Here is a 12,590-nt window from a genome sequence, read left to right as displayed (position 1 = left end):
TCTAAAGAGTATGTTTATGAGAACCATTGGAAAACTGGCAAAAGATTTAGATATCAATGTTGAAACGATCCGCTTTTATGAGCGCCAAGGTTTAATAGAGCAGCCTCCAAAACCCGAATCAGGTTATCGAAAGTATGACGAGACACACGCTAATCAACTCAAATTTATTCTGAAAGCTAAAGCATTAGGGTTTACGCTGAAAGAAATTGAATCACTGATGTCACTAAGTAGCAGTTGCGCTGATATAGAATCGATGGGATTGCAAAAACTTAATCTCATCCGTAATAAAATTGCTGATTTACAGCGGTTAGAGAAAGTAATTCAAGATATGACAGATTCTTGCAAGGCCAATCAAGACCCTCAATCCTGCCCGGTAATAAATTCACTTAAATAGCTATTGACCCCGTACTTATGTACGGAGTTTATACTACCTTAAAAATTGAGGTAGATAGTTATGATCAATAAAATTCTAGATAAAGTAGGTTCTGGTGGCGTTTGGCTAGCCGCCCTTAGTTGCACAGCATGTTTTCCTGCGCTCGGCTCATTGGCATCTGCTCTTGGGTTAGGTTTTCTTTCACATTTTGAAGGGATAGCGGTGAACACCTTATTGCCATTATTTGCTTCACTAGCGTTGTTAGTTAATTTCTATAATTGGTATCAACATCGAGAGTCATTAAGAGGCATTTTAAGTGTCATTGGCCCAATTGCAGTATTGCTGACCCTTTATCCTTTATGGCAATACGACTGGAGCACTTACTTATTTTACTTTGGGATCATTTGGATGGTCGTAATGTCTATTTTAGATATTGTTAAGCCCATTAAGGAACCAGTATGCAAGGTATAGAATTAAAATCTAAGATAACTTGCCCTGAATGTGGATTTAGCAAAGTTGAAACCATGCCTACAAACGCTTGCCAATGGTATTACGAATGCGAAAGCTGTAAAGCACTACTTAAACCGTTCAAAGGTGATTGTTGCGTTTACTGCTCTTATGGAACAGTTAAGTGTCCTCCTATTCAAGAAGGCAATGCATGTTGCTCAGGTAAGTAGCCTAGTATTCGGTGGTTCTGTGCCAACCAAGTAATATCTTAAATGCGATTGCGATTAACACTAAACCACCAAATAGTTCAGCTTTAGACTCCAGCCATACGCCACTTCTTTCGCCGATATTCACACCAATCTAGCTAAAGGCAAACGTCGTGACGCCTATTATCAAGCAAGCTACGGCTATATCTACCTCAAGCAATGTGATTGCATAACCTGCCGCCATTGCATCAATACTGGCGGCAATAGCAAGAACAAATAGCACACGATGAGTAACATTAGCAATATCTTCTTCAATTCCTTCAGATTGGGACTCATAAATCATTTTTGCCACCGATAAATAATAGCAAAATAAAAGCTATCCAAGGTGCATAATCTTCAATCCAAGATGATCATCCTTTACCGCTGTAATAGCCTAAAAGAGGTATAAAGCCTTGGAAAAATCCAAAATAAGCAACGGCTTTAATAAAGAGTTTTTCAGCATTTGCTACTTTTTTAGAACCTAAGCCTATGGATACTGCAAACACGTCCATACTGAGTGCTATAGCTAATACAAATACTTCAAACAAATCGATTAAACCTGAATAAAATTGTTATAAGATTACGTGACGTATAATTAGTTACTTGACTGATGTTAAACACCTAAGGTTTGCTGACAGTTGCTCAATTATCGAAGCCTTATTTTTACACCAAATTTCAGCCAGATATTCAGTAACAGTGCCAACACTTGAAGGAAACAGAATATTCCCCGCCACTTTGGCGAAAGGGCCATCAGTTTCGAGTAAAATCCTATCTTGAGGTATCCACGATATTACTTTTTTAGCTCTGGCTGAAGTAAGCATGGCTGGCCCAATAGAAAAGAAACAGCCTAGCTCGACGGCTTCTAGAACTTGCTTCTTAGTACCTAAAAACCAATGAAGAATAGAAGTACCAGCATCGGGGTATAACTTAAGTTGTTCAAGTACTTCACCTGTCGCATTAAGACTATGGATAGTTAATATTTTGTTATCAAAGCCTTCACATTTTTTCAAAATATGCGTAAAAACCTCTAATTGATCATCAAAGTAATCAGCATAACCTTTTGAGCCATCCAGCCCAATTTCTCCAATATATCTAGTTCTATCAACTAGCTTATCGAATAGAGGTAGTTCATTTTTCCTTAAATGAGCAAGTTGAGGGTGCAGACCCAAAGCCGTTTTACAGTGTTTTATGTCACTTGTTAACTGGACAGTACCTTCAAAAGCTGACGGCACCGTAGTTACTGATAGCACGTAATAATTACTGCTTTTTATGTCGTTCAATACCTCTTGATAATCTGGATATAAATCAACATGGCAATGAAGATCCATCATGATGATTTATCCGCTTGGAGAAATAATTCAACCTCTGCCAATCCTCGCTTAATAGTTGATTCTAATTTTTCTCGTATATCTTTTTCTTGTGGTATTGGTCCTGACTTTCGAAGCCAAGAACGATAGTTATCGGATTGTTTCAATCTAATAATGGCAGTTTGAACCGCTTGGAGATCATCGCGAGTATCTTTTTCTTTAATAAGACCTCTCAACCGCTTTGTCTTGTATGGCGCATCTTGTGTAAAACCAGCATGAAAAACTGACGCTCTTCGAATAAGGCAAGGTACACAATGCCCACACTGTTTATGCTCTCTGTGCCAATGACTACAAGAAACACTCAGAGGAACTGCTTTTCTAATTGCGTCTTGATCAACACATTCCGCTAACATTTCACCTTTAGTTTTGAATTGATAGGGGTTTACAAATTTGACATGAAACCCAGTGTCTCTAAGCAAAGATTCAAGCCTGCTTAGAAAATTAGGATGAGTAGTTCTAGTACTATGGCTACCAATCCGTCTTCTGGTAAGCGGTGGATTTATAGAAATATAGCCATTCTCAGGGACGACAATAGTTTCAATACTGCTATCGCAATTAGCATTTCTTAAGGCTGATATACCAAGTACCGCCATAGCTAGGAAGTTGAAGCTTCTTCCCCTCATGCTAATGTCAGTTTTACCTTCTAACTGCTTGATAATATGAGGAGACATTGAATAGGACAATTCGCCGAATGGCGGGGACAATAAATGCTTAATATCTTCCTGTTTTGCGCCATCACCACGATAAGCGTGACTAACCAAAAGCGGTTTTAAGGCTGACTCTCCGTTTAAAATGTCAATTGCACCAACTGCGCTATCAAGACCTCCTGAAAAAAGGCAGACTGAGTTGAGTCCAATTAATGATTTTGCTTTTGCTTTCGCTTGCTCACTTGTTTTAGGAGTCGGCATCGGCATAGTTGTTTTTTCAAAAGTAAACTGCCATTGATCGCCCGTTAGAAAGTTGAGCAAAGAACTTAGTTCAGGCTCAACAGTATTCCACATATCCTCATCGGTAACAGGAACATGTAAATGCATTTTTCTAGCCCATGCATTTTCTGCATTATCCCTCAATTCAAATGTATCAGCGGCGGTAACAGCGGTTGCAATTGTTATCAGATCTATTGCATCAGCATCTACATTCAATCCCAAATCACGAACTGTTTGTAGTAGTTGTTTTGACACTAAGCTGTGCTTAGTGATGTCATTTTGATGCGTATGGAACATCTGGACAGGATGACAATCATTAGAAAAATCAGGCAAGTTAGCTGGGTCATGATTAAAATAAAAATTAGTCATCAAAGCTCTCCCACTCATCAACTGTCATGGCAATAGCATCGGCTTGAATTTTAGTAATATTTTCCTTACTGATAGTACTGGGGTTGCCATTAGTTACTTTGTCTAACTGTTCTTGTGTGATCACTTTTATTAATTCCCTTAATTCAACTTCCATTTGATGATGCTTGCTTGCTGGCTCTACATGAAACCAAGCTCTGCCCATGCCTTCAACCACATCCTGAAATATAAGATCTGTTAAATAACAACCTATGGCTTCTTGGATAACTTCGTCGGTAAAACTGTTAGGATCAAACTCTTCAGTATCGGGTAATGCTTCCTCTAGTGCGTAATCCAACGCAACTCTTACAGCATCCGAATCGGCATTATGAGGCGCTAAATGGCTAGCAATTTTGTCAATTGCTTGGTCAGTCGATAGCCCAGTTAGATCACCTAATGATAAGCTTTGATTATTAACCGTTACTGTGTCGCCACGCATGAAACCAAGCAATCCAGAACCAGCAGTTATGCCGCTTGCTAGTCTCCGGCTAGTACTCTTACCTCCACCAGAGCCTTTTCTAGAGTAACTTTTTAATGAACGCCTTAGATCCGAAGTTGATCCACCTGTTTGAGCGTACTTACCAAATGCTCTTCTTGCACTAGCAAACCTATTTGGAGGCGGTGTTGCTGTTGGTGAACCGCCGATTTCTTGTTGAACCTTGTCATTGTCAATATCGTTACTATTGTCATTCTGATCATCTGCTTGACCACTGTCAAAGCCTGTTTGATCATCCCCATCAGTACCTGATGCAGGTTCTATCGTGACGGGGTCTCCTTGCTCTGCCCACGATGGAATTAGCGGACTCTTGTTATTCGGTCCTGTTGACGATGCGGACGTACCCATTTTACTTAGTTCCCTCTAGTTCTTTTAAAATTGGATTAAGCCACCTTTGTCGGGGCAAGCTTTTTAAGAATGTAAGAAGACTTAAACAACATTTATCATCCTGCTTGGCAAGTAGCACTGCTCCATAAATGCCTGTAGGTCTTTCAGTCCAATCACCAATCAACTTAAAGTTTTCAATCAAACCATCCATGACTGACATGTATTCTTCCTTAGGAGTTGTGGTAATCGCAGTAGAGTTAACGCCACTGACCCTTACCTGTTGCTTCATTAAGTCTTCTACAAGTTTTTGAGCGGCTCCTGACATTACCGCATTAACAGCGCCCATTGGAATGCTTTCTCGACTCAGATACGCCGCTGGAGTCAAATCCATCTCAGTAAACATTGGAGGTAATTTTGACCATTTATCAATAAAAGCTAGGTCGAGTTTCCACTCTTCAGGTAACTTTATTTCATCAAATTCAACTTCTGAATTTTCGAGATCCGCTAAAACTTTTGGATATCCGTTTTCCTTATCAATTAATTCATAAAGCTTGTTAGTAGCCTGAGTGCCTAAGCACCTCTCAAAAATTACCAGCTTAGTGATAGTTTTCTCGTCAAGCTGCATTCCTCGACGGTGAGCCGTTTTCTTTCTCATCTTAACTTGATTGAGTAATCGCTTAACTATGCGAGGGTTACCGTTAATGTTTGTGGATTCAGCTAATAGTGGAGCTAACTGTTCAGCAACTACAAATTTGCTTCTGAGTCCTGAATGCTTTTCGATATCGTGATCCTGAAGAAGCTCATCAACGGTAATTTGTGGTTGTTTCCAAGAAAGCCTTAATGATTCTTCAAGGGCACATCTTATCGCTTCTAACTGAGCATCTGTCACTCCGTGGTCTTGAGCGGTGAGCATCATTAAATATGCCCTTATCTCAAGAACACCGGGCCTTGGTACATGCACAGGAATTTGAATAAGCTTGTCTAAATAATCAGTTTGATGTCGTTGAGATGCACCTTTGTGATATTCAGGTACTGCCAAACGGATCATGTCTTCATCGGCGGCAATGACAAATGCGGTATTTGGTAAAAATAGAAATAATCTGATCGCCTCAAGTGTTGAAATGGCATTAAATGGAGAGCAGCGATCTAAATTATCGACATAGACAATAAGTGGCTTATCAAACTCCTTTAACAGATCAGAATATGCTTTTCGGAATTCTTTAATTTCTTTAGGAGGTGAGAATGATTTCTTATCTTTGATCAAACCTTTGTTTTTCTTCGCAACATCCTTAGCGCCATCGACAGCACCTTTTACATCATCAACATCAAGTTCACCATCGTCACCACCACTGAATAGTCCCATGATCTTCTGTATACCACCCATAGTCGGTATACCAGCTAATGCTGCACCACCATCCATTAGCAGTCCCATCAGTCTGATCTTATCTATTCGTCCAGCAAACTCTATTGCTTTTGCACTTAGATTTTTATCGTCTGCTGCTTTTTTTACTAAAGTAGATGCAATTGTTTCTAATAGCGCTGCTTTAGCGTCATCGTATCCTTGGAAAGTCCATGCATCGAAATGCACTTGTATATATTCTTGTTCATCAGTTTCCAAAGATGCTTTGGTAAGTTCAAGAATCGTGGATTTTCCAGCGCCCCAATCACCAAAGACACCTATACTAATAGGCATTAATTCCTTTTCAGTGATAAGATCTTTAATCGACTCAGCCGTTTCATTAAAGTTTAAGAAGTCAATTTTTGACTCTTTATCAGACCACATAACATCTCCTTTTATTTATTATTTTTTTGTTCCATTCTTTCAATAGTTCGATGAACCGTCGGGCGGCTAACAGAATATTTCTTCGCTAATGCAGAGATCGATTCACCATTTAATTTATCTTTATATAATTCTTTCGCTTGTTTGTCTGATAAAGCAGGCAACCTACCCATATGTTTGCCTTTAGCCTTCGCTTCTTCGCGACCTTCTGCGGTTCTGGCTTTTATAAGATCCCGCTCAAGTTGAGCGAATACTCCACATAGGTTGATCATGGCGGTGGCAAACGGATTATCATTTTTAGTATTGAGAGAGCCGTCGATAATATTTAAACAAGCCCCCTTTTTGTGGATACTTTCAATAGCCTCAAGAATAGACTTTAATGATCGGCCTAGCCGATCAAGGCGAGTAACAATTACCTCATCACCCTCCCTGATAAAATCGATGAGTTCCTTTAGCTTTTCTTCATTTCTAATGGAAGCACCTGACTGTTTTCCTTGAAATATTTTTTCACAGCCATGAGCGTCCAACTTGGACAGTTGAATATTTAAATCTTGCTCTTTAGTTGAGACTCTTGCAAAACCAACTTTCATATGTACGAAACCTGTAACTTTCGTACATCTTAACAATCAAGTGAACGAAAGTACATTAAATAAATTTCGTACATGAACGTAATAAAATATAGTTATTCGTACACAACACGGATAGAAAATGAATGACAATTCTAACTATCAAGTGACTTAATTATTCCACACGCTTCAATGGTGTTTTCAGTTGTACACAAACTTGCCATTTGTTGAAGCTCAGCTTTTAGTGCTTTGAGTTCTCTCATTCGATTGTTAACTAAGGCCAATTGTTGAGCAATGAGCTTATTAACACTTGCACAGCTTTCTTCTGGCTTATTTTTCAGTTCCATAAGGCGTTTAACATCTGTTAGAGGGATATCCAAACTTCGGCAATGCTTTATAAACTCTAATTCTTTTAAAGCCCGTTCACCGTATAACCTGTAATTCCCTTCAGTACGTTCAGGAGTTGAAAGCAACCCTTCTTTCTCGTAATACCGAATTGTTTGTATCGAACACCCTGTCGTTTTTGAAAGTTCACCTATCTTCATAAAACTTTAGTCCTAAATCTTGACTCTATAGTCACTATAGACTTTATAGTTAAGTTATCAAGCAAATAACTAAGGCCGTGCAATGAGTGGTTGTGGTTGCGAAGTCGAACTAAAAGATGCGAAACAAAAACATGTGCTGTATTGGTTGCTAGGTATTAATGCGGTTATGTTCTGCGTTGAGATTACTGTGGGCCTATATGCAAACTCAACGGCTTTGATAGCAGATTCAATGGATATGCTGGCTGACGCAATTGTCTATGGTATTGCTCTATATGCCGTGAGCCGATCTTTAAAGCATAAAGCCAATGCAGCCCTTATCAGCGGTTACTTTCAGCTGACACTCGGAATACTGGTAATCTTTGACATAGTAAGAAGACTCGGAGAAGGTGAGCCTCACTCTTGGTTCATGATCGGCTTTGGTTTTGTAGCATTAATAGCAAACGTCATTTGTTTAGTTTTAATCAGAATGCAAAGCAATGGTGAAGTCCATATGCGTGCAAGCTGGATATTTTCAGCCAACGATGTGATCGCAAACTTGGGGGTCATTGCTGCTGGTGTTTTAGTGATGCTACTTGATTCTCGCTGGCCTGACATTGTGATTGGTAGTGTGATTGCAACCCTAATTTTAAGAGGGGCTTACCTGATTATTACTGATGCGAAGAAAGAGCTGAGCAACGCAGAGTTAACAAGCGAAAACAATAGCTGTAGTGGAAGTAAATCAAAATCATGTTCTTAAAGGAGATGGATAATGAGTGCTAATTATTTAGAGAAAACACAAATATTAGACTTAGATGATCACAGCATCCAATCTCTAATAGCAGATCGGAATTGGAATACAATGGATGAATACAACACAATAGGAGCTGCTTACACCTTTGTTAAAGATGAGATTCAGTTTGGTTACAACCGCAGCGATGATATATCTGCGAGTGAAGTTTTAGCGGATGGCTATGGACAGTGCAATACCAAGGGAAACTTGTTAATGGCTCTATTCCGAGCGCTTGGTATTCAGTGCCGATTTCATGGTTTCACGATTGACCAACAGCTTCAGAAAGGCGCTATTCCTTCTTATGTATTTTGGCTTGCCCCAAAATCCATTATCCATAGCTGGGTAGAAGTGCTCTATGAAGGTAAGTGGATCAATTTAGAAGGCTTCATTCTCGACGAAGCTTACCTAAGTTCAATTCAATCCAAATTCAGTCAAGCTAAAGATAATTTTTGTGGTTATGGAATAGCTACTACCTGCATAAGTAACCCAGAGACGAACTGGGTTGGTAAAGATACTTATATTCAAAAAGAAGGCATACACGACGACTTTGGCTTTTATGACTCACCCGATGAATTCTATGCTGAGCAGGGAACCAATCTAACGGGTATTAAACGTTGGGCGTACCAAAACTTTATCCGTCATATCATTAATTGGAATGTACAAAGGCTTAGAAGAAAAAATGTAACCGCCGAGGCTCAACATGCATAACCACTCTCACGGTCATGATCACCCTCACAATGATGAGGACGCTTCGAGACGCATTGGCTGGGCTTTTTTTCTAAACCTCACGTTTACCATCATCGAATTTATCGGAGGTTGGTTAACCAATAGTACGGCAATCATGGCAGATGCTATCCATGATTTAGGAGATAGCATCTCCATAGGCACCGCATGGGGATTAAATAAGCTCAGTAACAAGCCTGCCTCTAGCCAGTTTTCATATGGTTACAAGCGCTTTTCATTGCTTGGCGCATTGATTAACGGTTTGGTATTAACTGTTGGTTCTGTTTTTATACTAATTGAGGCCATACCAAGATTAGCTAACCCCGAAATGCCTCAAGTCGAAGGAATGCTTTTATTAGCTATTTTTGGCATGGTGGTAAACGGTTACGCTGCCTATAAGCTAAGTCATGGAAAGACCTTAAATGAACGAGTTTTAAACTGGCACTTGCTTGAAGACGTTTTAGGTTGGATAGCTATATTTATTGTATCAATCGTATTGATGTTTGTTGAATGGCCCATACTCGATCCTATTTTATCAATTGGGTTTACCCTTTTTATTTTATTTAATGTTGTAAGAACACTGAAAACGACACTTATGCTCTTCTTGCAAGCGACACCAGATATTGATCTTATTGAAAATATTAAATCGAAAATAGTTTCTAAAGCCATTGTGGGTGAAGTACATCACTTACACATCTGGTCACTTGATGGTGAACACAACGTTTTAACCGCCCATATTGTTTTAAACACTGAAATATCTAACGAAGAGCTGAAATCGTACAAGCTAGAGTTGCGACAGGAGCTTAAAGAGTTTGATTTTGCTCATACAACAATTGAAATAGAGTTCATAGACGAGCAATGTCGTGACGCAAGCTAAACGATAGTGTTAACATTGGCATAACTAAGAGATAGTTGAAACGAAATGAATATTAAACAATTCCCTGCATACATCATGATAGTGCTGATATTACTTCAGTCATTTTCTGCTGTGGCAAAAGTTGCTGATGTTCATATTGTTGATTCCGAGCATATAAAAACCGAGCATGTTCATGCTTTAGATGACCACATTTCTTCTGAAAAATTAATACAATCATCAGCAGATAATGACCAACACAACCCCGCTGATTGTCATCATTGCGGACACTGCAATGGCTCGCATGTACAGTTTGCTACGCATGTTTACATCAGTAGAGACATTGATTTCAAATCAAGTCAGGTATTTGATTATTTAAAAGTAGTCATTGAAGCTCCCCCTTCCAGATTACTTCGACCTCCCAAAAGTTAGTCCTTTTATTTAATTGGCGCGTTAGGCGGTGAAGCCAACGCTCGTTTCATAAAATAAACAGGACAAAATATGAATATGTCTTATTTTAAGGCCCCCGTACTTGCTTGGAAGAAAGTAAAACGGTTGCTTCTGTTGTCGTTTTTAGTGACAACTAATAATGTATTTGCAAATGACTTAACTGTTGATTCAGTTTCATTGTCAGAGGCAATACAACGAACACTTGCAAACAACCCACAGCTAACAGCTTTTAAATACAAACAAAAGCGTTTAGACGGCGAGTTAGCTACCGCAGGGTTAAAACCTGAATATAACGTCAGCGCTGAATTGGAAAACTTTGCAGGTACAGGTGATGTATCTGGATTCAGCGACGCTGAACTTACCTTATCAATATCTTCCGTGGTGGAATTGGGAGATAAGGTAAATAGCAGAAAGCTTTATGTTAATGCCCAACAGCAAGCAATAGCTGTTGAAAAAAGAATACAAACACTCGATATTTTGGGTGAAGTAGCAGCTCGCTATATCGATGTTTTGACGTTACAGCAAATCATGCTCGTCAATGAAAATGCAGAAAAGCTAGCACGAGAAACCTATCAAACTGTCTCCAAAAAAGTTCGTGTTGGTTCGGCACCGTCATCAGAGCAAAAACGAGCTGATGCAGCTTTAGCAACAGCTCGACTAAAGACGCTAACCATTTCCAAGCAGTTAGAGGCCAGTGTTCGTAAGTTAGCTATTATGTGGGGAGAACAATCACCGCAATTCTCTCGTGTATCAGGCGATTTATTTGCACTTCCCAAAACAATATCACTCGAATACATCATGGCTCAACTTTCTCAAAGTCCTCATATATTAGCTTATGCAGAGCAATCGAGAATTCAGCAAGCTCAATTACAATCAATCAACGCACAAAGCCACGCTAATATAACGTGGAGCGCAGGTGTGAAAAGACTTGAAGGTAGCAATGAGACTGCGTTGGTTGCAGGAATTAGCGTCCCTCTGTTTACGAGTGATAGAAATAGAGGCAGCTATCAATCTCAAAAAGCAAAACTCGATGAAGTTGAGCAGCAACGGAAAGCCAGTGAGCGAGCAATTTACAGCCAATTAGCGACATTTTATGCGGCTCAGGAAGAGGCTCGCCTTACGGTTGAAACCTTACAAACCAGTATTATTCCGCCTCAAGAAAGTGCTTTGTCATTAGTGCAAAAAGCCTATTCGGACGGGCGCTTTAGTTATTTAGAGCTAGTTTCAGTTCAAAAAGAGCTTATTGAGATGCAATATGCGCTTATTTTTGCCGCAAGTGAGGTTCACAAACAAAGCGCCTCCATTGAGTCCTTATCAGGCATTCCATTAATTTCTTCCGGCAATACAGAAAGCCAACTTTCAAGCTTTATTGAGAATTAATCATGAAAAAGAAAAATATATTAAATTCACCAATCAGCCTTTTCAAATTAATGCTTGTTGCTGTAATTGGTTTCACCTCCATCACGACCTCAGCCAGTGAAGAACACAAAGATGAAATAGTCTCTATGTCTGTTGAGATGGCTAAACAAAACAGCATTGAAACAGTAGCAGCAACTAGCGGTGTTATTCATAACGAAGAAGTTGTATATGGAAAAATCGTTGCCGATCCTGCCTCACTTGCGCACGTTAACGCTAGATTCGATGGTGTTATTAAGGAAGTAAAAGTCAATCTCGGCGAAGAGGTCAAAAAAGGTGAAACGTTGGTAGTGATTGAATCCAATGAGAGCTTAAATCAATATTCGATAAAAGCACCAATGTCTGGGCGTATAGTCGCTAGGCAAGCCAATATTGGCGAGCTTACAAATGGTGAAAACTTGCTGACAATAGCCAATTTTGACGTGGTTTGGGCACAACTATCAGTGTTTCCTACTCAGCTAAGTAAGGTTAACGCTAACCAGCAGGTGCTAATTCATAGCACTGAATTTAATCAAAGTGCGCAAATTAGCTATTTAACACCATCACTAAACGACAAGCCATACTCATTGGCATTTGTAAAATTGGATAACAAAACCAACAAGTGGCCGCTTGGCACTGTAATTAAAGGTGCGGTTACGACCAGTCAACACTCTGCTCCAGTTGTTGTGCCAAAAGGAGCCATTCAAGAGTTTGAAGGCAAAGATGTTGTTTTTATTAAAGAAGGCAATGAATACCACCCTAGCGCCGTAAAAACTGGCGCTTCAGACGCTATCAATATTGCTATCATCGACGGTTTGAACGTCGGCGAAAGTGTGGTTGTAAAGAACAGTTATCTGCTAGTTGCTGATCTAAAAAAATCGGAGGCTGGACATGAACACTAATCTCCGACCTTTTTGTCCTCT

The 12,590-nt window shown here is 39.6% G+C and carries 15 protein-coding genes and 1 pseudogene; 9 read left to right on the top strand and 7 right to left on the bottom strand.

Annotation, left to right across the window (positions count from 1 at the left end; genetic code table 11):
• The first annotated feature begins 16 nt into the window (after window positions 1-16).
• The 3 genes from LY624_RS03330 to LY624_RS03320 are packed head-to-tail and all read left to right on the top strand — an operon-like array spanning window position 17 to window position 1,050.
• Window positions 17-394: a MerR family transcriptional regulator gene (locus LY624_RS03330; protein ID WP_016708221.1), complete on the top strand. Its 378-nt coding sequence runs from the start codon at window positions 17-19 to the stop codon at window positions 392-394.
• Between the two features lie 60 nt (window positions 395-454).
• Window positions 455-844 (top strand): organomercurial transporter MerC, encoded by a 390-nt coding sequence (gene merC, locus LY624_RS03325; protein WP_016708222.1) that lies wholly within the window; start codon window positions 455-457, stop codon window positions 842-844.
• Complete coding sequence (locus LY624_RS03320) at window positions 832-1,050, top strand: GDCCVxC domain-containing (seleno)protein (RefSeq protein WP_062566147.1); 219 nt, start codon at window positions 832-834, stop codon at window positions 1,048-1,050. Before merC ends, LY624_RS03320 begins: the two co-directional genes overlap by 13 nt.
• A 1-nt stretch (window position 1,051) precedes the next feature.
• Here LY624_RS03320 and LY624_RS03315 read toward each other — a convergent pair.
• The 7 genes and pseudogenes from LY624_RS03315 to cadR form a co-directional block, all read right to left on the bottom strand.
• Window positions 1,052-1,613: pseudogene (locus LY624_RS03315) on the bottom strand (manganese efflux pump MntP).
• 51 nt (window positions 1,614-1,664) lie between these two features.
• The gene (gene qatD / locus LY624_RS03310; RefSeq protein ID WP_062566148.1) at window positions 1,665-2,396 is read right to left on the bottom strand and encodes a Qat anti-phage system TatD family nuclease QatD; all 732 of its coding nucleotides are present in this window, start codon (window positions 2,394-2,396) and stop codon (window positions 1,665-1,667) included.
• Entirely contained in the window at window positions 2,393-3,727 is a 1,335-nt protein-coding gene (qatC, locus tag LY624_RS03305) for a Qat anti-phage system QueC-like protein QatC (RefSeq protein ID WP_100912783.1), read from the bottom strand. The genes qatD and qatC overlap by 4 nt, the downstream gene beginning before the upstream one ends.
• Window positions 3,720-4,607: a hypothetical protein gene (locus tag LY624_RS03300; protein ID WP_075594018.1), complete on the bottom strand. Its 888-nt coding sequence runs from the start codon at window positions 4,605-4,607 to the stop codon at window positions 3,720-3,722. Before LY624_RS03300 ends, qatC begins: the two co-directional genes overlap by 8 nt.
• Before the next feature lies 1 nt (window position 4,608).
• The gene (locus tag LY624_RS03295) at window positions 4,609-6,369 is read right to left on the bottom strand and encodes a KAP family P-loop NTPase fold protein (RefSeq protein ID WP_341803864.1); all 1,761 of its coding nucleotides are present in this window, start codon (window positions 6,367-6,369) and stop codon (window positions 4,609-4,611) included.
• A gap of 11 nt (window positions 6,370-6,380) precedes the next feature.
• Window positions 6,381-6,956 carry a recombinase family protein gene (locus LY624_RS03290; protein ID WP_062566150.1) on the bottom strand — a complete coding sequence of 192 codons (576 nt, stop codon included), beginning with the start codon at window positions 6,954-6,956 and terminating at the stop codon, window positions 6,381-6,383.
• A gap of 131 nt (window positions 6,957-7,087) precedes the next feature.
• Window positions 7,088-7,477: a Cd(II)/Pb(II)-responsive transcriptional regulator gene (gene cadR, locus LY624_RS03285; protein WP_016708229.1), complete on the bottom strand. Its 390-nt coding sequence runs from the start codon at window positions 7,475-7,477 to the stop codon at window positions 7,088-7,090.
• A gap of 82 nt (window positions 7,478-7,559) precedes the next feature.
• On the opposite strand from cadR, the gene LY624_RS03280 reads away from it, so the two are divergent.
• The 6 genes from LY624_RS03280 (at window position 7,560) to LY624_RS03255 (ending at window position 12,569) form a co-directional block, all read left to right on the top strand.
• Window positions 7,560-8,213: a cation transporter gene (locus LY624_RS03280; RefSeq protein WP_016708230.1), complete on the top strand. Its 654-nt coding sequence runs from the start codon at window positions 7,560-7,562 to the stop codon at window positions 8,211-8,213.
• A gap of 12 nt (window positions 8,214-8,225) precedes the next feature.
• Window positions 8,226-8,954, top strand: a complete 729-nt coding sequence (locus LY624_RS03275; protein WP_016708231.1) for a transglutaminase-like domain-containing protein — start codon at window positions 8,226-8,228, stop codon at window positions 8,952-8,954.
• Window positions 8,947-9,846 (top strand): cation diffusion facilitator family transporter, encoded by a 900-nt coding sequence (locus LY624_RS03270; protein WP_016708232.1) that lies wholly within the window; start codon window positions 8,947-8,949, stop codon window positions 9,844-9,846. Before LY624_RS03275 ends, LY624_RS03270 begins: the two co-directional genes overlap by 8 nt.
• 45 nt (window positions 9,847-9,891) lie before the next feature.
• Complete coding sequence (locus LY624_RS03265) at window positions 9,892-10,254, top strand: hypothetical protein (protein WP_016708233.1); 363 nt, start codon at window positions 9,892-9,894, stop codon at window positions 10,252-10,254.
• A 69-nt stretch (window positions 10,255-10,323) separates the two neighbouring features.
• Window positions 10,324-11,652 carry a TolC family protein gene (locus LY624_RS03260; protein WP_029216105.1) on the top strand — a complete coding sequence of 443 codons (1,329 nt, stop codon included), beginning with the start codon at window positions 10,324-10,326 and terminating at the stop codon, window positions 11,650-11,652.
• Window positions 11,653-11,654: 2 nt separating this feature from the next.
• Window positions 11,655-12,569: an efflux RND transporter periplasmic adaptor subunit gene (locus LY624_RS03255; RefSeq protein ID WP_016708235.1), complete on the top strand. Its 915-nt coding sequence runs from the start codon at window positions 11,655-11,657 to the stop codon at window positions 12,567-12,569.
• Window positions 12,570-12,590 lie beyond the last annotated feature (21 nt).

It is taken from the genome of Pseudoalteromonas sp. N1230-9 (genome assembly GCF_032716425.1).
Taxonomy (GTDB): domain Bacteria; phylum Pseudomonadota; class Gammaproteobacteria; order Enterobacterales; family Alteromonadaceae; genus Pseudoalteromonas.
Note: the sequence above shows the minus strand (reverse complement) of the source record. Positions and strands in the feature narration are given on the sequence as shown.